Here is a 25723-nt window from a genome sequence, read left to right as displayed (position 1 = left end):
CTGTTTTGTTAAAAAAGTATTTCTATCAAGCAGATAGTTGGTGTGATCAAATCGGTTTTAATATTTGGGCACTTGATGATGTTTTAATTTTATTCGGTCTAGATATTTCTATTACCAGTAATTTTATTGATATAAATTAGGTAAGTTATAGAAATTTTTATGTTTTTTGGGGATTAAAGTGAATGAGTAGAAAGCTCATAAGTTGACAAAGATTGAAAAAATTAATTTTTAAGATCCTAGCTTACCTATTGATGATATATTTTAGTAAACTAGGATCTTATCTTTACAACAAAACAGAATTAATTGATCAAATTAATCTATTCATCTTTTGCATTAGTGGACTTTCCATTAATTAGACCACGATTAACGATTTTATCAGATAAATTGTCAGTAATAATTTCAGCATTAATCACACCATGCCAATCATTGAGAAAATGATTACCCGCTAATTTAATCTCTCTTTTCGAAATCACATTGCCTTGGTTGTATGTATAATTAGAATTAATAGTTAACTGATCACCAGCTTCAACCTCACCAAAGTTTTCCATATTTGTTATAACATTCAGATCAATATTTTCAGCTTTAATTGAACCAAACCAATCATTTTTTAGGTTGTGACTGACTACTTTTACTTGTTGGTTAGCCAATAATTCACCATTGTTATTAAAATCATTCAGGTTAATATTCATTGTATCATTCGCTATTAATTTATTACGGTTATCAAATCTATTACCTGTGATTTCAATGTTATTTGAATTTATTTCACCAAGCCAATCATTTTTGAAATTATTGCTATTAATTAATAACTTGCCTTCAGTTAAGAGCTTAGCTTGATTGTAAGCGTTTTCGACATTGACATTCAGCTCAGAATTAGCAAAAACTTGATTGTAATTGTCAAATTTTGCACCTAGCAACGTAATATTATTAGCTTGTACTTCGCCTTTCCAATCATTTTTGAAGTTGTCACTCGTTATAGATAAATCATTTTTTGCCAATAATTTACCTTGATTGTAAACATTCTTAACATCAATATTGAGTAAGTCATTGGCATTCATTTCGTTATAATTAATAAATTCACCCGTTTCGTTAACTTGATCATTGTTGGTTTTAATGTTCACAAGATTTATTTGATCAGCATTAACTTTACCGTTCCAATCATTTTTAAATGAATCAAAAGATAGATTAATTTTGAAACTTGGTGTTTCTGAACTTTCAGAATGTGGTGAAGGTTCGGGTGAAATTGATGATAAAATTCCTTGATTATAAAGTATTCCTTTTACGGCGATATCGATGGATTGTACACCATTAACAGCACCATAATTTCTAAAGTTATTGCCTTTTAAATCAACGATTTTCGATTGCATTGTACCATTCCAATGATTAAAAACATCATCACTAATAACATTCATATTTTCTATTGATGCTAACACACCGTTATTGGATAACATTTTGGAATTTATGGATAATTCTTTTTGCGATCGAATCAGACCTGTTGAATGATTTTGAATGTTCTGACTTGCTAGCGTTAATTTATTATCTGAGGTTAACGTATTAATATTATTTATATCTACAACGTTAATGATCAAGTTGTCAGTTGCGTTAATTTCTTTATAATTTTCTAGATTTGTTCCTTCAAGTTCTATATTTTTTGACTGAATCACACCAAACCAATCATTTTTGATTTTTTCACTTGATACAGTAATACTTTCTCCTGCTGATAAATTCCCAGCATTTTCAACACTTGATGCTTTAATTTTCACACTTTCAGCCGCATTAATTTTCCCCACATTTTTGGTTTGCGCTGCGTTTAATGTAATATTATTAGCACTCACATTCCCTGTCCAGGTACTCAGAAATTCCTCACTTTCTGCACTAAGATTATTGCCTGCTAATAATCTATTTTCGTTGGCAACCAATTTTTCAGCTTTTAGATTAATGTCTTCTTTAGCATTAACAATGCCATAATTTTTTACTTCTGTTTTTCCCGTTAAAATGACATTTTTCTGACTAATGATTGTGCCATGATTTTCAATATTGTCACTCTTCAATAAGGTGTCTGTCGCAGAATTAAGATTACCACTTACGGTATTTAAAATTTTGCCATTTGTTGATATATCTATCGTTCCCGCACTGGCCATAAGTATCCCATTATTACGAACACCTACCCCTGCTTCAGTACCGACCATCTTAATTTTTCCGGCATACATTCCACCTAACGCTGAAACATCCAGCGCAAATTCAGGTTGTTCAGTATTGGTGGCTGAGGCGACTTTTTCAATCTTTGTCAGGTCTGTACTCACCTTCGCTTTACCTGTCACAATATTGATTTCTTTATTAGCCCATAACTTGGCATTGACATTAACACTGCGTGCGATTAAATCAGTATAATCTTGCCCTGAATTTTTTAATCCATTCCCAGTAATGGCTATCTGACCTTTTTCTACTTGATAACCTGTTAATTTTCCATCTTCCATTATCGGTTTACCGGTGGTCAAGGTTGCTCGGTCTGCATTAATAAAACCACAACCATTACAGGTTATGCCGGCCGGATTGGCAATAATCACTTGTGCTTTTTGACCCGCCACCTCGATATAACCATTTAATTGGCTGATATTTTGCGAATTCACTTCGTTTAATATTACCTTGGCGCTATTTTGTAGTGATGCATTACCATTAATATTACCAGCTAATTGTGTTTGGCTACCATCACGAGAGTTATTTAAAATGACACCATTTTTTGATACGTCAAATTGGGTATATTTATTATGGGATACGCCATTATTGCTTGGTGCTGCGATATCAATTTGTGTTACACCGTTTGGTAAACCTTGAACGGTTGGACGTTGTTCTTGGCTGACATTTTGATCAACAGCGATATTATTTGCGTAACTAGATTCAACAATACTAACCATACCTAATGCGATATAGGATAAAAATACTAAGGGTTTTAACATACAGGATTGATCTTTTTGCTTACAATACCCTTCCATTTTTTTTGTGGTTTGATTTTGACTGGCTATGACTTGATGAGATTTAACTATTTCAGAAACCACAACAAATAATCCACGAACTTTATTAAAAACGATGCGATAAAAATTTTTATTCATAGTATTTTTCACCTTGTATCTAATTGCTGATGTCTGAAAACAAAAGCATATTAAGTTATTAAAAATTAATTAAATTTATAAAAAAAGAAAAAATTAATATCCTTTTATTAACAAGCAAAGATATTAATGGGTTACTACAACTTGAAAAAAATATACAAATTCTATCATTCGGGTATTTATGGGGATTTCCTATTAACCAACAGAAGATTAATTAGTTTTGATTATCATCAATTTTATGTCGTTAACATGAATAGTTTGACCACTGACTCAATATTTAAAAATTGACGTAAAAAGAACAATATTTCAAATCACTCATTGGATCTTATTAACAAATAGCTATTGGTTAAATATTGTTTTTATTTGATATATAAATGTAAGTTAATCTTATTTAACATGACTAATAAATATCAAAAAAACAAATAATACTGGAACTGATTGATTTCACAATGGTGTGTCTTTTATTGATTGATGTGAAATTGTGCCTATACCACAAGGCATTCATTGGATAAATAAAGTGTACTATATAAACATTTATTTGAGGTTCGGTCAAAGACTTTATTAAATTATTTTATATATTATTGAAAGAATTTAATTCAATTTTAATTTAAATCAAAAAAATTTAACTTTAGTAAATTTTTATATCAATGTTTTGCGATTTTAATGTTTATTTTTTAAATAAGATGAAAAAATTAGTTTCTAATTAACCATTATTTTTACTTTACTACGTTTTTTCGACATTTATTGCTTTTTAAAGAATAGTGGTGGTTTTAGGGGTAAAAATTTATATGAACAGCATCTAAAGACAGTAATGTTAGAGAAAAGAAGCATTACATTTGATCACACCTTTTTAAGATAGCTAACATTAATGAGTAAGTTAAATCGGTTTCTATTTTCAGTATATGATTATTTAAATTTCGAAAAATAGACCCTGGTTTTCTAATTTTTTATACATAGAAAACCAGAATCTTAAGTTATAAACAACTGTTCAAGTTAAAAAACATTAGCAATCCATAAGTTATAGTTGATTTTCATCATTTATAATTCCTGTTATTAATCCATAATTCTCAATGTGATTCACTTTCGTTTTAATGTATTTTGCATTCATCACAGCTTTCCAATCATTTCTAAAATAATCAGCATATAACCAGATGTGCATATCAGAATCAACTCGTCCGTAATTATAAAAATTCTTTGTCACAATATTCATTAAATTACTTGTTTCAAATTTTCCATAATTCGATAACTGAGTCGAAAGAATATCTAGGTTTTCAGCTTTAATCAAACCATACCAATCATTTTTAAAATTGGTGCCGCCTATTTCTAGATCTCCAAATGTAAATAAAGTCTTGTTATTGTAGAAATCATTAACGTTGATAGTTATATATCGATTAGCTTTTATTTCGTTCATGTTGTGCATTTTTCCACCGGCGATATCCAGTTTATCGGCATCAACATGAGCTGCCCAATCATTTTTAAAGTCTGCACTATATATACCAATATGATTATTTGATGTAAACCTACCTTGATTGTAGATGTTGCTAACAATGATTTGTAGATCATTAGTCGCATTAAAGGTACTATGATTGTCCAGTTTATCAGCAAATATTGTCACTAAATCAGCTTTGACAATACTTTCATTTCCTTCATTCGAAAAATATGAAGTATTAATATCTAAATTTTCATCAGATAATAACTTAAATTTATTATATAACTGTTTCACCCCAATATTTAGGGAATCTTGAGCAGTTATTAAACCTTTATTTTCTAATGTTGTACCGGATAGATCAATTTTGTCAGCGCTTATTGAAGCATTCATCTCATTTTTTAGTTTGTCACCCTGAATGCTTAATTCATGTTTCGCCAATATCTTCCCTTGGTTATAAAAATCCTTAGATTTAATTTTAATTTGATCTTTTGACTGTATCGAACCAAAGTTAGAAAAACTTTCATTGACGATCTGTTGGTCGAAATCAATTAAATTAGCGTTGATTGTTCCTTGCCAATCATTTTTAAAATTCTTATTCTGATTTACTTTTAGAGTTTTTATTGCATCAAATTGACCATTATTGTAAAAATCATTACTTTCAACGATTATTTTACTGGATGAGTATACCGAACCTTTATTTTCAAAATAATCATTATTGGCATATAATTCACCGACTTTTATTTTGCCAAAAGCAGTATTAATAAAGTCACTACCCACTTCATAAAAATAGCCTACATCGATAAGACCTTCGTTAACACTTTTATGTGGATTTATTAACTTGAAATAATCAGCTATTATTTTGCCATTGATGCCATTGTTATAGTTTATTTCAGCAGATATATCCAATGCGCCAGTTAAAATTGTACCATCAGAATCGAAATTTTGTGTTATAACTTCCGCATCATAAGCGTTTATTATTCCGTCTTTTTTGTTAGAAAATTCTATACTATTAATCCTGATTTCGTTTCTTCCCACTAATTCATTAAGATTCGTGATACTTTTAACATTCATAGTTAATCTATTGTCGGCAACAAGTTGACCATAATTGACAAATTCGTCACCAAAAATTTTGATATTATTTGATTCAATTTTGCCTTTCCAATCATTTTTGAATTTTCTACTGTTTATAGTGACTTCTTTTTTAGCGGCTAATTTTTTATTATTTTCAAACTGATCTGCGAGCAGATTAATTGTGTCATTTACGTTAATATTGCCTGTATTTTTTGCCATATTCGCATTAATTTTTAGATTTTGCGCTTTTATATTTGCTGAATAACTATTATCAAACTCTTTACTCGTTGTTGTAATCTGTTTACCCGAAGATATTAATCCTTGGTTACCAACCCAACTTTCTGCATTAAGCGTGATATCACCTTGCGCATTTAATCTATCAACATTTTTTATTTCTGCTTTACTGGATAATACAATGTTTTTTGAACTTTCAATTGTTGAATGGTTTTCAATTCCACCATAAGTCGTTTTGAATTCAAGGTTTTGCGCTGAACTGATATAACCAGCATTAATTACTTTGCCATCGTTGGTTACAGTTAATGTTCCTGCATTTGCCAATAACGTCCCATTATTTCGTACACCAACGCCATGTTCTGTCCCAACCATTCTAATTTTATCCGCATACATGCCCCCTAATCTTGAGACATCTATGCCAAACTCGGGTTGTCCAACGTGATTATCAAAGCCTTGTGTATCAATATGTTTTAAATCCGCGCTAACTTTTGCTTTACCCGTTATGACATTGATTTCTTTATTTGCCCATAATTTAGCATTGATATTGACACTTCGAGCGATCAGATCACTATAATCTTGTCCGGTATCATTTAGACCATTACCTGTAATTTGAATATGACCTTTTTCGACCAAATAGCCTTCTAGGTTACCATTTGTTACAATCGGTTTACCGGTTGTTAACGTGGCTCTATCTGCATTGATAAAGCCACAATTATCACAGGTAATCCCAGCTGGATTAGCGATTATCACCTGTGCTTTTTGTCCGGCGACTTCAATATAACCATTTAATTGGCTGATATTGTTAGAATTAACTTCATTTAAAATGACTTTTGCGCTGTTTTGTAATAGTGGATTACCATTGATATTTCCTGCTAGTTGTGTATTCGTGCCACCAGTAGCATTATTAAGAATCACACCCTTTTTTGACACATCAAATTGAGTATATTTATTATGAGACACACCGTTTCTACTCGGTGCAACAATATTGATTTGTGTTGTACCATTTTGTAATTCCTTAACGACAGGACGTTGATTTTGATTGGCTAAGGGATCAACCACAATACCTTTTGCATAAGTTGTACCAACAATACTTACCATACCTAATGCAATATAGGATAAAAATGCAAGTGGTTTTAATGTGCAATATTTTGTATCGTTATTTGAATTCTGTTTAATATCCGTTTTTTTAGCTTTTCGGCTGCAACGTGATATCGCCTGATGTGATTTTACAATTTCAGATACCACAACGAACAATCCACGAGTTTTATTAAAAACAATGCGATAAAAATTTTTATTCATAGTATGTCTCACCTTTCATAGATCTACTCTTTTTTACTCAAAAAGAATCGGAATTTTCTTAAAAACCAGTCATTTTATAAAAATCAATTTATTCTATAATCAAGGCATAAATTAAGATTACTGTTTTACAAAATGACTAATATCAATTAGTTACTACAATGAAAAAATGACTACAGTGTAATTAACAATCTGTTAATTGAATTGAATCAAATCCAATTAATATCAATAGTTAATATAACTTTTTACTGCAAAATGTAATGTGAAATTAAGCTCATATCCATTAGTCATCGTTTTGTATAAGTTATCGATAGTTAACTTTCATAAAATAGGACTATTCAAATAAGGTTAATTCAAGTTATAAAAAGGAAATTTAATAGAATCTAACAACCTGTATAGCGAAATTAGATGGCTATTCTTTTATGGCTGACTGAATGCTTACAATCAACAAAAATAGTGACCTTTTTAATGTTATGTATCTTATCTTGGTGGTAAGAGTTAAGACTTTTCCGCGATTAATAAACACTTAAAAAAACTGTAATCAATTTATTAATATTTGATCGTTTTATCATCAGTTTACAAAGTAATGATAAAACCCATGATTATGCGGTTTAGATAAGATAACTTATATATAATAATCTTTAAATAAACTTTCAGTCAAAGGTTTATTTAAAATATCTTCATTAGCTTTACAAAAAATTTTTTTAATTTTTCTTCATTAACTAATGCATTAATTATTATCGAGTTATTTAATTGATTTTATTTAGTACTTATTATTGTTTATTGAAAACAATAATAAGTACTAATTTATTGTTGGCTAAATGATAGGTAACACTAATAAGTCCAATTTAAATAGAATCCGAGTGTTAAATGATTAGTATTAAATTTGTCAGGTTTATGTAGAGGCACGCCAGCAAACATATCATAATAAAGACCAAAGTGACGTCCTCTGATTCCGATAGCCGAACCGACTAATTTTTTACCCGTCAGATTTTCGGAATTTCCCCCAAATACGCCACCGGCATCCAGTCCTAAATATAATTGCTGGTTTAGTGGCGTATACCATATTAAATCATTGCGAATAAACCAGCCATTATCGGCACTTAACATCTCTTCACCATCAAATCCTCGTACCGTCCAACGACTACCAATCGAAAATCGATCCGGTGCAGTTAATTTATTACGTCGAGTGTATTGTCCTTGTGAATCAAGGCTGTATCCAAAATTTTGATTACCGAGTTTAAAAGGCACATAAACGGATAAATTAGCATTAATGATATCGGTTAAAGCACTACCGATTTCAGATTTTTCTTCAAATGCTTTTTGTGCGCCAAACCAACGTACGCCTTTTTGATAAGATGCACCTGCATAAACAACGATATTATCGAAGTAGTGACTATGCTGTAAGCCAATTCGCCAATTGCTTGTTTTGCGCCGCTGAATTTCGATTTCGGTATCATTGATGAAATTGTGAGACTCTCTTAAATTGATGCCATAACTTAATATTGTTTTTTGCGCTTCATTACGGTGCAATACTCGGCTTATTTGAAAATTATAATATTTACTCCGTCCTTTGTATTGATAATCGACCACATCCGAAATTTTTTGATTATAGGTATTTGCATACATCGAGGCATCAAAAAGCCAATAACCAAATGGGACAGAATAGGCAAATAGATAATTTTTTGAGCCATAATCGTCCACGCCCTCTAAATTATGTCCACCAGAAACATAAAAACTGTCACTAAGACCAAGTGGATTATCCAAATAAAGTGTGAGCCCACCTTGATAGCGACCCGTACTTTTTGATCCCGAATTATCTAACGATAATCCTATTCGCCAATATTTCGACTGTTGACGTTGGATAACAATATCTGTTTCACCGGCCTCTTCTCCTGGTAATAATTGGATTTGAGCACTGGCAGTTGGGATTCGCTGAAAATTTTCAAGTCCTTGTTCGATAGCGCGTAAGTTAAGTAAATCCCCTTTTTTTAATGGCATATTACTTGTTAAATTGGCTCTGGTGTCACTATCTGATGAATAAAAAATATTTCTTACCGTTCCTTTCAGCAACAATAAAGTAAATGTTCCTGAATTAAGATCTTGTTGAGGCGCCAAAACCCGTGTTGTGATATAGCCATAACTAATAAGCTGATTTTGTAATTCCGTCATCAGTAAATTTAAACCTTTGCCACCCAAGCAACGACCTTCCGCTTGTTTGGCTAACGTATTTAACGGTATGGTAATTGGAAAGGCATCACGTTCTAACAATTCAACATGTTGAATCGGAAAACAAAATTCCTCTTCAGGAAAATTGATCGTCTGAATTTTTTGTAAAGGTGACATTAAACTTACATTAGGTGTTTTAGTTGACAATGCCTCTTCTGTTGCTTTTTGTCTTTCTTGTTGGTAGATCAGCTGCTGATCACTGATCTTTCGTTCTTGTGCTGTCGGTAACTGCTCAGCAAATACGTTATTTGAAAAGATAAAACTTATTACTACAATTAACAATACTCTGATTTTCATCATTTTTCCTATTATTGTATTTTAGTTTGCGCTAATGTTAATTCGATAATCGAATTTAGTCCATAAAAAAATAGACATGCGTTAAAAATAATCAGTTCAATCGTTAAAATCTTTTCTAAATAAAAGAAAATATATTAGGATATATCAGCATGAAAATTTAAAATAAATCGTTTGAAATCTCGCAGGCAATATTTTGATTATACTAATTGATAATTATGATTCTTTTACGTTTAATATTTATGATTATCTTTGTCGAGCTAAAGCCAAAGTTAAAGTGATTAAAAATAATGAGATGACAATTGACCAATTGAAAAAATTAAACTTTTCTAAAATTGTTCTCTCACCAGGACCGGGGAGTCCTAGCAATGCAGGAATAACTCTTTCCGTTCTAGCTGAATTCAATCGTACCTGCCCAATATTCGGGATCTGTTTAGGACATCAAGCAATAGCACAGTATTTTGGATATGAGATTGTCAAATCTCCGCAACCAATGCACGGTAAACTCGATAATATTAATCATGATGGTCGAGGAGTCTTTACTGGAATTGACAATCCACTGACGGTAGTGCGTTATCACTCTTTAATGGTAAGGGATAATTTATTACCTACATCATCACCACTCATTGTCACCGCACGAAATAAACAAGGATTGATTATGGGATTACGCCATAAATATTTACCTATTGAGTCGTTACAATTTCATCCTGAAGCAATCAAAACAGATTGTGGTTTGCAAATCATCAAAAATTTTGTTCATCAATAGGATTTACATGAAAGTTCATATCGATTTTGAAGGTCAACATAAATATTTTTGCGATCCCATAAAAATATTAGCAACAACTAAAGTGTCATCCATAAAAAAATGCTTAGAAGAGATTGAATCATTTATTGCACAAGGATTTTATGCAGTAGGATATTTAGCCTATGAGAGTGCAATGGGCTTTAATCAGGCTAATCAAACCCAATCCAATCCGCCTCAAGATACCGATTTACCTCTACTATTATTTGGTATTTATGATAAATACTCATCTCACCCCCCTAAATCAATACCTCATTATCAGGCAGAACCATTAGTATTAAGCTGTGATACAACTATTGAAGAATATAATCAAAAAATTGATTTTATCCGTTCTCAAATTGAATTAGGAAATACTTATCAAACCAATTATACCATTCAATTTAAAGCGCCTTTTGACGGAAATCCAATTGATTATTACTATTTTCTTCAAAAAAATAATCAGGCAGATTATTGCGCTTATCTTGAACATGATGATTATCATATTTTATCGATTTCACCCGAGTTATTTTTTAGGATTGAAAATAAAACGATTACCACCAAACCGATGAAAGGCACGGTAGGACGAGGTTTGACTACACAACAAGATAATCAACAACGCCTTTTGCTGATGTCAGAAAAAAATCTAGCAGAAAATATGATGATTGTTGATTTACTTCGCAATGATTTAAGTCAAATTTCCAAACCCGGCACGGTTGTTGTACCAACGCTCTTTTCTGCTGAAAAATATCCAACCGTGTGGCAATTAACCTCAACTATTGAGGGGCAATTAATTGAAAATATTCATTTATTCGACATTTTTCGAGCATTATTTCCATGCGGTTCAATCACCGGTGCGCCAAAAGTTAGTACGATGCAAATTATCGCTCAAATTGAGAACACTGCTCGAGGGGTCTATTGCGGCACGATTGGATATATTGAACCATTTGGACATAAAATGGTATTTAACGTGCCAATTCGCACATTAACGATAAATCAGCAATATATGCATTATGGTGTGGGTGGAGGGATTACCTGGGATTCCACTTCACAAGATGAATATAACGAAATTTTAATTAAATCAGCAATTTTAAATCGTACAATTACCATACCAGAATACATTATTGAATCACTGTTACTTGAAAATGGTCAGTTTTTTTTATTGGATCAGCATTTAACAAGATTAACTGATTCTGCAAGTTATTTTAATTTTGAGTGCAATATCCGTATCATTAAGTTAGCCCTAATGAATCTGGCAAACACCTATTCTAAAAATTTGTATAAAATACGGATTTTACTTAGAGAAAATGGGCAGTTTGAGATTAATCATGATAGTATTATCACGCCTTTGCAAATCGCCGAAATTGAGTTTGCTCCAAATTGTGTTAATAACCAGAATCTCTTTTTATACCACAAAACATCAATTCGGCATCATTTTCCGGCACTACTCCCTGCAAAAGAGTATATTAACTTTAATCAACATGACGAAATCACAGAGTTTGTTAATGGTAATATCGCGTTATTGGTTGATAATCAATGGGTAACCCCCAAAATCACCTCTGGCTTACTGGCGGGGACAATGCGGCAATTTTATTTGGAATCAAAACAATTAGTTGAAAAAACACTGACTAAAAAAGATGTATTATACGCTGAAAAAATTGCATTCATTAATAGTGTTCGCAAATGGGTGGAAATTGATGATAAAGTTTTTAACCACTTCAAACAACAATTAAAAAACGCAATGATATAAAGGTAACGATTTCGCCAACTCAATGGCGAAATGTTATCGAATCACTTAACGTATTATCAAGGTGGCAAAGTCACGCTCTTCATCCTGCCAACCTTTCGATAATGCATTGACTAATGCGGCATAGCCATTATTTTTTAACGCTATACGATGTTCAAAAAATTTTGTTTCAATATTTTCTTTACTATCTTTAACAACCCAACGCCCTTTTATTATCGCATCGCCGGTGTAACTGCCATGAAATCCATCAATAAATAGTTTGACGGTCAATGTTGGGGTAGTAATTGCTTTGGTTGAAACTAAATAATGAGGTAGAAAAATCGCTAAATCTTGTTCTAAACGATCACCAAGTTGTTGTGAAAGCGATGATCCCCATAAATTGTTTGAGGCCGTAACAAACTGAATATTATCCGTTTGCAAAACAATCCCTTGTTTGTTTAAAAAACTAGCTACATCTATGGATTCAATCCATATAAAACCATGCGCTGAATTCAAGGTTTGTGAACGTTGATTTTGTAAATGACTCTCTAATTGAAAGTAATGTTTTTCAGCGGTTCCTGAAGAACAGCCAACTAATGTCGTTAATAATGCCATAATCCCAATTGTAAAAATGCGATTTATTATACTCTTCATTATTTTTTACCTTTTGCTTTGGGTTCCAAATCTTGTTTAACAGGTGCAGAGAATATTAAAGCATTGCTTTTATCATTCAATGTGCTTAACAATGGCGTTAACTCATCCATCATTTGTTGAATTTTTTGTAAACTCTCTTTTATTTGATTACTCATTTCTGAACCAGGTTGTAATTCTTTCATTGTATCGTTCAATGAGCGTAACGCTTTTTGCAGATCTTTTGGCATCGCTTGCATCTCTTTGCTTGCCATGATCTTATTCAACGAATTCATTAAACGCTCACTCGATGCCAATGATTGATTAAACTGATCCATTGTTTTATTTAGTGGTAAATTATTGAAGTTATCTAATAATTGTAAAATTTTAGCTTGTATTTGTGCTATGCCTGTTGAAGTAGTGTCGATGGTATCATAACCATATTGCACAGCTGTTTTTTCATTGTATTCATTTTTTAAATCAGGATAAAAATCCAAATCAATATACAGCGCACCCGTAAATAAATTTGATGTTTTAAGCGAAGCTCTTAAACCATTTTTTTGTTCTTCCATGATCTGCTTTGCAATATCGATTTTTTCATCCACTAAATCGGATAAACGATCAGGCTCAATCTTAATTAAGACCGGTACTTTTTGATTCAGTATTGACGATTCATTTAACATGTCTATGGTATAAAATGGCACTTTGCTAACCGTACCGAGTCTTATTCCATGATACTCAACCGGTGCGCCAACATTTAGCCCCGATATGGAATCTGAAATCATGATCAGGAACTCTTTATATTGAGTGTATTGAGATTCTTGTATCGACTTTTTATCATCGTATAATTGATATAATGCATACTGCTGTGCTGGAGCCCCCAATTTAGATCCGTCGGGTAAATCAAAACTGATTCCCCCAGATAACAGAACATCTAAAGAAGGAAAATTCAAACTTGCACCCATAGAAGAAAGTGTTAAATTAATTCCACCTTCTTTCCAAAATCTAACATTTTGTGTCACTAGCGCATCATAAGGCTCTTTGATGAAAATTTGATATTTCATTTTACGCGCTTCAACATCAAACAACGAGGTTTCTACATTCCCTACCCGATAGCCTCTAAACATCACTGAAGCACCACGCGGTATCATTCCGCTTTGATCACTTTCTAAATTTAACCGAATACCCTTAATACTAGGATCGGATATGGGTGGCGAATCGGACAATTCAAACGGATCGTTTTTAAAGCTATGTTTATCATTTCCTGCGACTAATTCAATATAAACACCCGATAAAATCGTACCTAATCCCGTAACTCCATCACGTCCTATTTCTGGTTTAACCACCCAAAATATGGAGTCATTTTTAAGCAAAGGCTCCATATTTTTATAGATTCGTCCTTTGATGACAACTTGATTATAATCATCCGATAACGTCACTTGATCTATTATGCCTACATCAACACTACGATTTTTAATCACCGTTTTTCCAGCAACAATACCACTAGCATCTTTTGCCAGCAAAGTGAAAGATGTACCTCTATCAGCAAAATGAGAGTAAATTATCCAAAGCCCAACAATTACAGTAACAATAGGGATAATCCATATTGCTGAGATAGCTCTGATTTTGATAATTTTTGCTAATCTATTTGAATTTGTCATATGTTTCCTATAACGCTAATTTCTAATTGGTCTACGATCCCAAATTAATCGAGGATCAAATTTTTGCGATGCAATCATTGTCACAATTACGACGGTGGCAAAAAATACAACACCAATATCTGGATATACCCCCATCATTTGTTGATTTCTAACTAATGAACACACGACAGAAACCACAAAGATATCAATCATTGACCATTTACCGATAAATTCGACAGCACTATATAATTTTTTCATTCTCAAACAATTTTGTTTATTTTTTCGCTTAACCGCTAAGGCAAAATAACAAAGCCAGCTAAGTGAAATAATTTTCAAAATTGGAATAACAACACTCGCTGTAAAAATAATTAACGCAACAGGAACATCACCCGCTTGCCACATATAAATGACCCCATCCATAATGGTTGAAGTCGATGATGAACCAAATACAACCGTTATCATAATGCCATATAAATTTGCTGGAATATAAATTAGTAATGAAGTTGTTAGTAATGCAATCGTCCATTGTATTTTATTACGGTTTCGAATCTGACTTTTCTGTTTACATCGAGGACATTTAGCATACTCAAAAGGAACAATAGCCTGACAACAGCTACATAACTTTAATTTTTGACTGATTGCCGTTTTACCTGTTTTTAATTCGCCTTTAGCAAAATTATTTGTTTTAATCTCATTCCAAATTGCATCCGGAGAAAAAATAACTAACGCTTTTATATAAAAAAAGGCGAATAAACAAAAAGCCCAAAATGAACTGGTTACGCCGATATTACCGTAACTCATCAACTTAACAAAGCTAACCAGTACCCCTGTTAGAAATATTTCTGGCATGCACCAGTGTTGAAATCTTTCGTATACAACTAACAGATCTCTTTTGCGATATTTTGAAAGCTCTATTTTAGAGCAAAGTAGCGCAATAATTGCTAAATTAATAACGGGAAAAAGCAATACAAACACGACAAAAAGCGCCGAAATATAACTGTAATTATCATCAAATAGTGTTTTAGGTATATCAATAACACTCACGCCATTAAAATTACCGACCAGACGAATATCAATAAATATAAAATGACTTGCTGCGATAACCATTATCAATGCACATATGGCGTAGATCATCGCTTTAAACTTCATATCTGCATTATTTTTAGCTAAGGTGGTATTACAACGAGGACATACCGCCTTATGTTTCAAAAGAATATCAGATAGCTCTACAACCAAATCGCAATTTGGGCACAATTCATATTCATTACATTGTTTATCAATGGTCATTATTTCCCTTTATGTAAGCGCTAATGAGATATGTAAAAAAAGTTAAGTTTAGCATAACATTTAAGTCTAAAGCTTTAAACAATTTGATCGACAAAAAATTGACTTCAATAAGATTAACTTAATCCGTATATGACTTATTAATCGCATTAAACTCACAGTAACAAATACCATTTTGCAGGAAAAAAGAGCAAATAATATCCAATTTTTACCTTATTTACTTTCTATTTTTTCAATTATTTTTTTGATAAACAAGTTCATTGGTTTTTATTTGTCTCAATGTATTGCTGGCTAACACTTATCTCGAATTGAACTAAACTATCTCTATTTTTAGTCCCTCACTTAAGTCTAAATTAGCGCATGAATTTAGTCGACATCATGAAAAAAAACATTTTATTATGTATCAGTTATTATCTATTTTATTTAAAGCAAAAAAAACTTGATACTGTATAACAATACAGTATAATACCACCCAATATGCTAACTCAGTGGAATTTTATTATATGAACGAAAACAAACAACGTGCACTTTCAGCAGCATTAAGTCAAATCGAAAAACAATTTGGTAAAGGTTCTATTATGCGTTTAGGGGATACCCAAACGTTAGATGTTGATGCCGTCTCAACTGGTTCTTTAGGACTTGATATTGCATTAGGCATTGGTGGCTTACCAATGGGGCGAATAGTTGAAATTTTTGGACCAGAATCATCAGGTAAAACCACATTAACATTATCGGTTATTGCACAGGCTCAAAAAGAAGGTAAAACTTGCGCATTTATTGATGCAGAACACGCCTTAGATCCAATTTATGCAGCTAAATTAGGTGTACAAGTTGATGACTTATTAGTTTCACAACCCGACACCGGTGAACAAGCACTTGAAATTTGTGATGCATTAGTTCGTTCTGGTGCAGTTGATGTGATCATTGTCGACTCGGTAGCAGCATTAACACCTAAAGCTGAAATTGAAGGTGAAATGGGTGATTCGCATATGGGGTTACAAGCTCGTTTGATGTCACAAGCCCTGCGAAAACTTACTGCAAATATTAAAAATGCGAATTGTTTAGTCGTATTTATTAACCAAATTCGGATGAAAATTGGTGTGATGTTTGGTAACCCAGAAACCACAACTGGTGGTAATGCACTTAAATTCTACGCATCTGTTCGTTTAGATATCCGTCGTACTGGTGCAGTAAAAGAAGGCGAAGATGTGATTGGTAGTGACACACGAGTTAAAGTTGTTAAAAATAAAGTCGCAGCGCCATTTAGACAAGCTGAATTTCAAATACTATATGGCTGTGGTATTTCTAAAGATGGTGAATTAATTGATTTAGGTGTCAAACATAAATTAGTTGATAAAGCGGGGGCATGGTATAGCTATAACGGCGAAAAAGTGGGTCAAGGAAAAGCGAATTCAATTAAATTTTTACAAGAGCATCCCGAAATTGCCAATGAACTTGAAACTAAATTACGAGAACTATTATTAAATAGTCCTGCGGTTTTTTCTGATGAAGACGCATCACCAGAAGATGAAAGTTTTGAGTAATGAGCAAAAAACTCAATAAATCTATCTTAAATAAAGCTGTGCAATTACTTGCACAGCGTGACCATTCATCCTATAAATTAAATCAAAAACTAACACTATTTTTTGCCAGAAAAATCAAAAGTTCGGACGAAGAGTATCACGAACAATACCATCAACTTAGCTCAGAAATTAATGATGTTATTGAGTATTGTATTGAGCAAAATTGGATGAATGATGCCCAATATATTGAAAAATATATTACTATGCGAGCTAACAAAGGATATGGTAAATACCGAATTGCATTAGAACTTAAGCAACGAGGTTTACCAACCGACTTAAGCCGTGAAATTCTGAATAATTCAGATATAAATTGGTCTAAAATTGCTCACCAACAATTAATTAAAAAATTTAAACAAATTGATCCCAAAAATAAACCTTTGTGGTACAAAAACATACAATTCTTAACAACCCGAGGTTATACACAAGATGATGTAAAAAATGTGTACAGTTTGTTGACTTAAACTGGTAAAATATCTAAAATGTATTCAATCGAAGTTTGAACGATACCCTTTACGAATAAAGCTCACTAGGTCATTTTATTTTTTCCTTATTTACTTGTAATATTAGCTAGATTCACTGCAGTATAAAGAACATCTACTATTCAACTTTAGTTGTAACGGGTATATTACTATATTTAAATATCTATCATTTTTATATGGAAGCCTAAATGAAAAGCACTGCAGAAATTCGTCAAAATTTTCTTGACTTTTTCAATAGCAAAGGACACGAAATCGTAGCAAGTAGTTCCCTTGTTCCACATAATGATCCAACATTACTATTCACTAATGCTGGAATGAATCAATTTAAAGATGTATTTCTTGGTATAGATAAACGTCCTTATAATCGAGCAACAACAGCACAACGTTGCGTACGCGCTGGCGGTAAACATAACGATCTTGATAATGTTGGCTACACAGCTAGACATCATACTTTCTTTGAAATGCTAGGTAATTTTAGTTTTGGTGATTACTTCAAACGTGATGCAATTCATTTTGCATGGGAATTATTAACCAGTAAAGAATGGTTTAATCTTCCAAAAGATAAGCTTACTGTGACTGTTTATGAAACAGATGACGAAGCTTATGCTATTTGGGAAAAAGATATCGGTATTCCAAAAGAACGTATTATACGAATTGGCGATAATAAAGGTGCGCCTTATGCATCTGATAACTTTTGGCAAATGGGTGATACCGGCCCTTGTGGACCGTGTACCGAAATTTTTTATGATCATGGTGATCATTTATGGGGTGGACCGCCAGGTAGCCCTGAAGAAGATGGTGACCGTTTCATTGAAATTTGGAATATCGTCTTTATGCAGTTTAATCGCCATGCCGACGGTACCATGGAGCCTTTACCTAAACCTTCTGTTGATACAGGTATGGGACTTGAACGTATTGCTGCCGTACTGCAACATGTTAACTCTAATTACGATATTGACTTATTTAAACAGTTAATTAAAGATGCAGCTGAAATTATTCAAACTAAAGATTTAGAAAATAAATCTTTGCGAGTTATTGCCGATCATATTCGATCTTGTGCGTTTTTAATTTCAGATGGGGTGATGCCTTCCAATGAAGGTCGTGGCTATGTATTACGTCGAATCATCCGACGAGCAGTACGACATGGTCATATGCTTGGCGCAAAAGGAATATTCTTCTATAAACTGGTAAAACCATTAATTAACGTAATGGAAAATGCCGCAGTAGAATTAAATAATAATCGTGAACATGTTGAAAATACCCTGAGACTAGAAGAAGAACAATTCTTAAAAACATTAGAACGTGGTTTATTCTTACTTGATCAAGAATTAGCAAAAATTACAGGTCATGTTTTACCGGGTGATATTGCCTTTAAGCTTTATGATACTTACGGTTTCCCATTAGACTTAACGGCTGATGTCTGCCGTGAAAAAAATATCACGATTGATGAAGTCGGTTTTAATAACTGTATGGAAGAGCAACGAAAACGCGCGCGTGAATCAAGTTCATTTAGTGTTGATTATAGCAATGTGATTAAACTTGATGAGGTAACTGAATTTTTAGGTTATCAAGCAACAGAATCTTCCGCAAAAGTTATAGCGATTTTTAAAAATGGCCAAAAAGTTGACAGTATTCATGCCGGTGAAGACGCTATTGTGATATTAGATAAAACCCCTTTCTATGGTGAGTCTGGTGGTCAAATTGGCGATAAAGGTGTCTTAACCAATGCTAACCTTGAATACACCGTTTTTGATAGTCAAAAATATGGTAAAAGTATTGGTCATTTAGGGCAGATCGTAAAAGGATCCCTAAAAGTTGGTGATAATGTTACTGCTGCGATTGATGTTGAGCTACGTGAACGCATTCGTCGTAATCACTCTGCTACACATTTATTGCAAGCTGCACTGCAACAAATTTTAGGCAATCATGTTCATCAAAAAGGTTCATTAGTCAATGATAGCTATCTGCGTTTTGACTTTTCACATAATCAAGCCATAACAGCAGAGCAAATTACTGAAATTGAAAATCTGGTGAATCAACAAATACGTCGTAACTTACCTGTCGATATTGAGTTAATGCCAATAGATGAAGCTAAAAATAGAGGCGCTATGGCATTATTTGGTGAGAAATACGAAGACATTGTTAGAGTGCTAACAATGGGAGATTTTTCGATTGAATTGTGCGGAGGTACGCATGTTGATCGAACTGGTGATATAGGTCTATTTAAAATTACCTCAGAATCCAGCATTGCTTCTGGTGTTCGTCGTATTGAAGCTACAACAGGGCAAAATGCAATGGAGTACATACACCATGAATCCAATTTGTTAACGCAAATTGAACAATTGGTAAAAAGCGACAAATCTACAGTTTTAGTTCGTATTGAGCAATTGCTTGAACAAACTAAACAGTTAGAGAAAACCATAGAGCAATTAAATGCACAAAAAGCTAGCCAACAAAGTGCACAACTGCTCAAACAATGTGAAAACATTGGTAATAAAAATTTGCTAATCGCTAAACTTGATAATGTCGAAGCGAAACAATTACGCACAATGATTGATGATCTTAAAAATCAATTGAAGTCTGGAGTAATTGTTCTTGCTGCTGTTAATGGTGACAAAATTAATTTAGCTGCTGGTGTAACAAATGATTTAATTAATATTGTTAAAGCTGGCGAATTAGTATCTCAATTAGCATTAATGGTAGGTGGTAAAGGTGGTGGGCGGCCTGATTTCGCCCAAGCAGGTGGAATGGATCTTTCAGCGTTACCAGGAGCGTTATCTTCTGTGAAAAAGGAAATCAGTAATAAATTACAAGCTAGTTAGTGAGATAGATTCGATTGACTTAAAACAAGCCAACAGAGTTTGTCTTTTAAATCCATTATTGTGTTTATTGATGGACTAACGAAGCTACTTTTTATAACAGTTTGGATATATAAATAACTGAGAGTAGGAGATCGAATGTTAATTTTAACTCGGAGAGTAGGTGAAACACTAATTATTGGTGACGATGTTGTTATTACCATTTTGGGCGTGAAAGGCAATCAGGTCAGAATTGGTATTAATGCACCTAAAGAAGTTTCTATTCATCGTGAAGAAATCTATAACAGAATCCATCAAGCACAAAACAAGGCTGATGAGGTTTCTGAGCCTAAAGAATAGCAATATTTTGGGCACGAATTAAACAACTAGAACGCGTAAGCAAAAAAATGTTTGACTTATTTTTTGTAAACCGTAATATGTGCGCCACACATAATGATTTTGTTGTTCAGATAAAATCATGGTTGTTTTGGTGAGATGGCCGAGAGGCTGAAGGCGCTCCCCTGCTAAGGGAGTATGCGGTCAAAAGCTGCATCGAGGGTTCGAATCCCTCTCTCACCGCCATTTTTAAAAATTTAAAATATGCATCCGTAGCTCAGCTGGATAGAGTACCCGGCTACGAACCGGGCGGTCAGGGGTTCGAATCCCTTCGGATGCACCATTTTTACGAACTTACAAGCATCCGTAGCTCAGCTGGATAGAGCACTCGGCTTCGAACCGAGCGGTCAGGGGTTCGAATCCCTTCGGGTGCGCCATTTAAGCATCCCAAAAGATTCTTCGATTTATGCTAATCAATCAAAGGTTATAATGTGTAAAACCACCTAAAAAATTATTCTATACGCATATATTAATCATCTGCTCTGCTCTACACTTTAGCATGTTTACCAATACCCCAAAAATGCTTATATAAAACGCTCTACAACGCTTTTTATGTTTCTCAGGCCTCTAATGTCATCTATTCCTACCCAAGCCCTAAAAAGTGTTTTAAGCAAGATTAGAAGTCAAAGTGCACATTCTAAGTTAATACTAAAATGAAAAATGAACACCATAATAAAAGCGTTATGATTCCACAAATTATCCCTGTTGTTGCAAAACCAAAACCTCTTTTATTATTATTTTTTATATCACTCATAGCAACAGCACTCAATACTATAGCGACAATAGCGACGACAATACTTAAAATATTGATGACCAAAATAGAAACCAGTGATGAAATTCCGCAACTCATCCCCGCTATAGCTAAACCACTTGTTGCTTTATATTGTTGTTGATCCATTTATCTTTTGCCCCTTGATACTTTTGAAAAATAAAATAAATAGCAGTTAAGTATAAGATTATCGTTTTAGCAGATCAATATAAGATATATTTCACTTTATCAATCATAAATCACCGCTATTCAAATTATTTTCGTGATAGATGCGAATAAAATCGATATCAGTAGCAATTGACATATAACAATAACTAAATGATTTAGATAATGATTTAATACTGTATAAAAATAGGAAAATAGATTTAAAACCAATATGAAACATCGGTATGATAAAATTTACCAAAAAATGATTGTTAATAACTTGTATTTGTTTTTCTTTTATGAATAATAGTCGAGATAAATATTCAGCAGTATAAGCAAGAAAAATAAATTATAAAATAATTGCTTTTATCCAATTGAACTACATTGATTGACGAATATCAGTTAGATTTCTTCGGGTATACCACTCCGGTTGAATCCCGATATAAATCGAGTATACTAAGCTCAAACTTTAAATATTTATAATCAGTCTGCTTTTTTTATTTTAAATATGGTCGTCGCTATATTAAAATAACCATTAAAGTAGATAGATATCTTTAATTAATCATAATGGACTTTTTTTATGTTGGACCCGAATTTACTCCGAAATGAATTGGATCTTGTCGCTACTAAATTAGCGCGCCGTGGATTTAAATTAGATGTTGATAGTATTCGTCAACTTGAAGAAAAACGTAAAGTACTACAAGTTGAAACCGAAAGCTTACAGGCAGAGCGTAATGCACGTTCTAAAGCTATTGGTGAAGCTAAAGCTCGTGGTGAAGATATCACGTCCGTACGTGAAGAAGTCAATAAGCTTGGTGAAAGACTCAACAGCGCTAAAGCTGAGCTCGAAATCTTACTGAATCAAATTAAAGATATTGCTTCAAATATTCCAAATATACCGGATGATTCTGTACCTGACGGTAAAGACGAAAATGATAATGTTGAAATATCGCGTTTTGGTACGCCAAGAACATTTGATTTTCCAGTACAAGATCATGTTGCTTTAGGTGAACGTTTTGGTGGGCTTGACTTTGCTGCGGGTGTAAAACTCACTGGGGCTCGATTTGTGGTGATGAAATCTCAAATTGCGCGTTTACACCGTGCTATCGCTCAATTCATGTTAGACCTTCATACCGAGCAGCATGGCTATGCTGAAATTTACGTACCTTATTTAGTTAATAAGGCCACTTTATTTGGAACAGGTCAATTACCAAAATTTGCAGGTGACCTATTTCACACAAAACCGCTCGATGAAGAAGCAGAAAGCAGTAATTATGCATTAATCCCAACCGCTGAAGTTCCGGTAACAAACTTAGTGCGTGATGAAATTTTAGATGAAAGTGAGCTTCCATTAAAAATGACCGCTCATACACCTTGTTTCCGTTCTGAAGCAGGATCTTATGGTAAAGACACACGTGGTTTAATTCGTATGCACCAATTTGATAAAGTTGAGTTAGTGCAAATAGTGAAACCAGAAGAATCCATGCAAGCGTTAGAAGAGCTTACTGCTCATGCTGAAAAAGTGTTGCAGCTATTAGAACTGCCTTATCGAAAAATTGTGCTATGTACCGGTGATATGGGCTTTGGTTCTTGTAAGACCTATGATCTTGAAGTTTGGGTTCCTGCTCAAAACACTTATCGAGAAATCTCTTCTTGCTCTAATATGTGGGATTTCCAAGCACGTCGTATGCAAGCTCGTTATCGTAGCAAAGCAGACAATAAAACTTATTTAGTCCATACTTTAAATGGTTCTGGATTAGCGGTAGGGCGTACATTGGTTGCCATTATGGAAAACTATCAGCAAGCTGATGGAAGCATTAAAGTTCCATCCGTTTTAGTCCCATACATGAATGGTGTCGAAGTAATAGGCTAAAAAACGTTTATTAACCCTATAATAGCGCTATTCATTAGCGCTATTTTTTTATTAATTAAGGTGAAATCATGATAAAAGGTGTTGTCCTGTCAATACTCGCATCATGCCTTTTTGGCTTACTTTATTATTATCCCGTGTTATTGCATCCCTTGTCAGTTACTGATATCTTTTGCTGGCGATTGTTGACTTCTTTTCCTGCGATTGTGATTTTAATTTTAATCGAAAAACAGTGGTCTGCCATTTATCTACTTTTTGTCCGTATAAAAACACATCCCCTTCTCTTAATTGGGTTATTGTGTTCTTCACTACTTTTGACAATCCAGATGATGATCTTTATCTGGGCTCCTATCAATGGACATGGCTTGTCAGCTTCGTTAGGCTATTTCTTATTACCATTAACCATGGTTATTTCAGGACAGCTGTTTTATCAAGAAAAGCTCAGTTTTTTACAAAAAATAGCAGTGGGGCTTGCGGCATTAGGGGTCGCTATTGAAATTTTCAATACAGGCGCATTTTCGTGGGAAACAGCCGTCATTGCCCTAGGATACCCCGTTTATTTTATGACACGCCGAAAATTACAAATAGAGGGCATTGCAGGCACGTTTTCAGACTTCTTCTTTATTTTTTTTGGCTGTTTGATCTATTTTATTCTTAACTACAGTTGGGATGAGATTATTCATGACATGACGAGTTTTCCTATTTTTATCCCTATGCTAGGAATCATTACCGCTATTGCTTTTGCAATGTATTTTGTTGCAAGACGATTACTACCGATGGGATTATTCGGATTACTTGGATATGTAGAACCTGTTCTGCTTTCTATGGTATCGGTAATATTTTTGCATGAATCTGTATCATCAGAGCATATCATCTCATATGGGCTTATTTGGTTGTCTGTCTGCGTATTAGCATTAGAAGGGAGTATATTTGTTTTACGAGCGATAAAACGTAAAAGAATTCGGTAAATAACATTCGATAAATAACAAAAAAGCACATTTTAATGTGCTTTTATTTGATATAGTGAAATTTATTTACTAAACGTGACCGGCTGGCCATAACTTTCAATAATCGCTTGGATTCTGTCTAAGGTTTCTCTTGGAGGTGCCTCAACGCCTTCCAATTGATATTTATCCCCTATCGTATCCCACTTATAAGCCCCCATTTTATGGTAAGGCAATAATTCAACACGCTCAATATTGTCCATTCCTTGAATAAATTGACCTAGTAGATGCGCAGAATTATCATCATCCGTCCAGCCTGGCACAACGACATAGCGGATCCATGTTTTTTTATTAATTTTTTGAAGATATTTAGCAAACTCAAGTACCCGTTTATTCGAAACACCGACCAGTTTTTGATGTATTTCATCATTCATCTGTTTTAAATCAAGCATCACTAAATCCGTTACTTCCATTAACGCATCAACAGTCTGATCAAGTTGTCTAGCATAACCGTTGGTATCCAGACAGGTACTTATACCCTCTTCATGACAAGCCTTAAACCATTCTGTAATAAATTCAGATTGCAACGTTGCTTCACCACCCGATGCGGTGACGCCGCCCCCATTAGGCATGATAAAACTTTTGTAAGAAACAATTTCTTTCATTAGTTCATCAACCGTGACCTCTCGTCCTGCTTTCAAATCCCAAGTATCACGATTATGACAGTATAAACAGCGCATTAAGCAACCTTGAAAAAAAACAATGAAGCGAATTCCTGGCCCATCAACAGTACCAAAAGATTCGAAAGAATGAATACGACCTTTAATCGGTTGTTTTGTTGTCATAATGATATTGTTATTTTGTTCCATAAATTTTCTCTAATCGTTGCTCACATTGCTTATACGTTATTTTAACTCAGATACGGTTTAGCTTTCACCAATTACACTAATCAGAAACGCTTTTTAATTTAGGTAATTATATAGGTTAAAAATGAATGATATCAACACAACTACTCTTTTACGAAT

General features: G+C 33.4%; 16 protein-coding genes and 3 tRNA genes. 11 read left to right on the top strand and 8 right to left on the bottom strand.

The features are described 5' to 3' along the window. Positions 1-317: 317 nt before the first annotated feature. The 3 genes from J3U14_RS00115 to J3U14_RS00105 form a co-directional block, all read right to left on the bottom strand. A complete protein-coding gene (locus tag J3U14_RS00115) occupies positions 318-3107 on the bottom strand; it encodes a filamentous hemagglutinin N-terminal domain-containing protein (protein WP_267351729.1) in 2790 nt (929 codons plus the stop codon). 1015 nt (positions 3108-4122) lie between these two features. Beyond that, the gene (locus J3U14_RS00110) at positions 4123-7137 is read right to left on the bottom strand and encodes a filamentous hemagglutinin N-terminal domain-containing protein (RefSeq protein WP_267351731.1); all 3015 of its coding nucleotides are present in this window, start codon (positions 7135-7137) and stop codon (positions 4123-4125) included. An 831-nt stretch (positions 7138-7968) separates the two neighbouring features. Further along, entirely contained in the window at positions 7969-9660 is a 1692-nt protein-coding gene (locus J3U14_RS00105; protein WP_267351733.1) for a ShlB/FhaC/HecB family hemolysin secretion/activation protein, read from the bottom strand. Positions 9661-9853: 193 nt separating this feature from the next. Here J3U14_RS00105 and J3U14_RS00100 point away from each other — a divergent pair, with 193 nt between their 5' ends. Further along, positions 9854-10423, top strand: a complete 570-nt coding sequence (locus J3U14_RS00100) for an anthranilate synthase component II (protein ID WP_267351734.1) — start codon at positions 9854-9856, stop codon at positions 10421-10423. Between the two features lie 7 nt (positions 10424-10430). Then, positions 10431-12185, top strand: a complete 1755-nt coding sequence (gene pabB / locus J3U14_RS00095; RefSeq protein ID WP_267351736.1) for an aminodeoxychorismate synthase component I — start codon at positions 10431-10433, stop codon at positions 12183-12185. Between the two features lie 45 nt (positions 12186-12230). On the opposite strand, the gene J3U14_RS00090 is transcribed toward pabB, so the two are convergent. The 3 genes from J3U14_RS00090 to J3U14_RS00080 are packed head-to-tail and all read right to left on the bottom strand — an operon-like array spanning position 12231 to position 15718. Continuing rightward, entirely contained in the window at positions 12231-12815 is a 585-nt protein-coding gene (locus tag J3U14_RS00090) for a PqiC family protein (RefSeq protein ID WP_267351737.1), read from the bottom strand. Further along, positions 12815-14452 carry an intermembrane transport protein PqiB gene (gene pqiB, locus J3U14_RS00085; protein WP_267351738.1) on the bottom strand — a complete coding sequence of 546 codons (1638 nt, stop codon included), beginning with the start codon at positions 14450-14452 and terminating at the stop codon, positions 12815-12817. The genes J3U14_RS00090 and pqiB overlap by 1 nt, the downstream gene beginning before the upstream one ends. A 15-nt stretch (positions 14453-14467) precedes the next feature. Continuing rightward, entirely contained in the window at positions 14468-15718 is a 1251-nt protein-coding gene (locus J3U14_RS00080; protein WP_267351739.1) for a PqiA/YebS family transporter subunit, read from the bottom strand. A gap of 500 nt (positions 15719-16218) precedes the next feature. On the opposite strand from J3U14_RS00080, the gene recA reads away from it, so the two are divergent. From recA to J3U14_RS00045, 7 genes are all read left to right on the top strand, one after another. Next, the gene (gene recA / locus J3U14_RS00075; RefSeq protein WP_267351741.1) at positions 16219-17259 is read left to right on the top strand and encodes a recombinase RecA; all 1041 of its coding nucleotides are present in this window, start codon (positions 16219-16221) and stop codon (positions 17257-17259) included. Beyond that, positions 17259-17759 (top strand): regulatory protein RecX, encoded by a 501-nt coding sequence (locus tag J3U14_RS00070; protein WP_267351743.1) that lies wholly within the window; start codon positions 17259-17261, stop codon positions 17757-17759. Before recA ends, J3U14_RS00070 begins: the two co-directional genes overlap by 1 nt. A 206-nt stretch (positions 17760-17965) precedes the next feature. Continuing rightward, complete coding sequence (alaS, locus tag J3U14_RS00065) at positions 17966-20599, top strand: alanine--tRNA ligase (RefSeq protein ID WP_267351745.1); 2634 nt, start codon at positions 17966-17968, stop codon at positions 20597-20599. Between the two features lie 135 nt (positions 20600-20734). Continuing rightward, on the top strand, positions 20735-20935 hold the full coding sequence (gene csrA / locus J3U14_RS00060) for a carbon storage regulator CsrA (RefSeq protein WP_065559044.1): 201 nt from the start codon (positions 20735-20737) through the stop codon (positions 20933-20935). A gap of 129 nt (positions 20936-21064) precedes the next feature. Continuing rightward, a tRNA-Ser gene (locus J3U14_RS00055) sits at positions 21065-21157 on the top strand. A 20-nt stretch (positions 21158-21177) separates the two neighbouring features. Continuing rightward, positions 21178-21254, top strand: a tRNA-Arg gene (locus J3U14_RS00050). A 17-nt stretch (positions 21255-21271) separates the two neighbouring features. Further along, a tRNA-Arg gene (locus J3U14_RS00045) sits at positions 21272-21348 on the top strand. A 260-nt stretch (positions 21349-21608) separates the two neighbouring features. Here J3U14_RS00045 and J3U14_RS00040 read toward each other — a convergent pair. Next, a complete protein-coding gene (locus J3U14_RS00040; RefSeq protein WP_065559043.1) occupies positions 21609-21869 on the bottom strand; it encodes a DUF4190 domain-containing protein in 261 nt (86 codons plus the stop codon). Between the two features lie 595 nt (positions 21870-22464). Here J3U14_RS00040 and serS point away from each other — a divergent pair. Both serS and rarD read left to right on the top strand, forming a co-directional pair. Continuing rightward, positions 22465-23757 carry a serine--tRNA ligase gene (gene serS / locus J3U14_RS00035; RefSeq protein WP_267351750.1) on the top strand — a complete coding sequence of 431 codons (1293 nt, stop codon included), beginning with the start codon at positions 22465-22467 and terminating at the stop codon, positions 23755-23757. Positions 23758-23825: 68 nt separating this feature from the next. After that, positions 23826-24722 carry an EamA family transporter RarD gene (rarD, locus tag J3U14_RS00030; protein WP_267351752.1) on the top strand — a complete coding sequence of 299 codons (897 nt, stop codon included), beginning with the start codon at positions 23826-23828 and terminating at the stop codon, positions 24720-24722. A 62-nt stretch (positions 24723-24784) separates the two neighbouring features. On the opposite strand, the gene pflA is transcribed toward rarD, so the two are convergent. Continuing rightward, positions 24785-25567: a pyruvate formate lyase 1-activating protein gene (gene pflA, locus J3U14_RS00025; protein ID WP_218837373.1), complete on the bottom strand. Its 783-nt coding sequence runs from the start codon at positions 25565-25567 to the stop codon at positions 24785-24787. Positions 25568-25723 lie beyond the last annotated feature (156 nt).

This window comes from Gilliamella sp. B3801 (assembly GCF_026536645.1).
Taxonomy (GTDB): domain Bacteria; phylum Pseudomonadota; class Gammaproteobacteria; order Enterobacterales; family Orbaceae; genus Gilliamella; species Gilliamella apicola_I.
Note: the sequence above shows the minus strand (reverse complement) of the source record. Positions and strands in the feature narration are given on the sequence as shown.

Bases quoted from the DNA above. Each gene is read 5' to 3' on its own strand.
- recA (WP_267351741.1), top strand. From the start codon at position 16,219: ATGAACGAAAACAAACAACGTGCACTTTCAGCAGCATTAAGTCAAATC.
- csrA (WP_065559044.1), top strand. From the start codon at position 20,735: ATGTTAATTTTAACTCGGAGAGTAGGTGAAACACTAATTATTGGTGAC.
- J3U14_RS00090 (WP_267351737.1), bottom strand. From the start codon at position 12,815: ATGAAGAGTATAATAAATCGCATTTTTACAATTGGGATTATGGCATTA.
- J3U14_RS00040 (WP_065559043.1), bottom strand. From the start codon at position 21,869: ATGGATCAACAACAATATAAAGCAACAAGTGGTTTAGCTATAGCGGGG.
- J3U14_RS00080 (WP_267351739.1), bottom strand. From the start codon at position 15,718: ATGACCATTGATAAACAATGTAATGAATATGAATTGTGCCCAAATTGC.
- J3U14_RS00115 (WP_267351729.1), bottom strand. From the start codon at position 3,107: ATGAATAAAAATTTTTATCGCATCGTTTTTAATAAAGTTCGTGGATTA.
- J3U14_RS00110 (WP_267351731.1), bottom strand. From the start codon at position 7,137: ATGAATAAAAATTTTTATCGCATTGTTTTTAATAAAACTCGTGGATTG.
- rarD (WP_267351752.1), top strand. From the start codon at position 23,826: ATGATAAAAGGTGTTGTCCTGTCAATACTCGCATCATGCCTTTTTGGC.
- J3U14_RS00105 (WP_267351733.1), bottom strand. From the start codon at position 9,660: ATGAAAATCAGAGTATTGTTAATTGTAGTAATAAGTTTTATCTTTTCA.
- pqiB (WP_267351738.1), bottom strand. From the start codon at position 14,452: ATGACAAATTCAAATAGATTAGCAAAAATTATCAAAATCAGAGCTATC.
- pflA (WP_218837373.1), bottom strand. From the start codon at position 25,567: ATGGAACAAAATAACAATATCATTATGACAACAAAACAACCGATTAAA.
- pabB (WP_267351736.1), top strand. From the start codon at position 10,431: ATGAAAGTTCATATCGATTTTGAAGGTCAACATAAATATTTTTGCGAT.
- J3U14_RS00070 (WP_267351743.1), top strand. From the start codon at position 17,259: ATGAGCAAAAAACTCAATAAATCTATCTTAAATAAAGCTGTGCAATTA.
- alaS (WP_267351745.1), top strand. From the start codon at position 17,966: ATGAAAAGCACTGCAGAAATTCGTCAAAATTTTCTTGACTTTTTCAAT.
- serS (WP_267351750.1), top strand. From the start codon at position 22,465: ATGTTGGACCCGAATTTACTCCGAAATGAATTGGATCTTGTCGCTACT.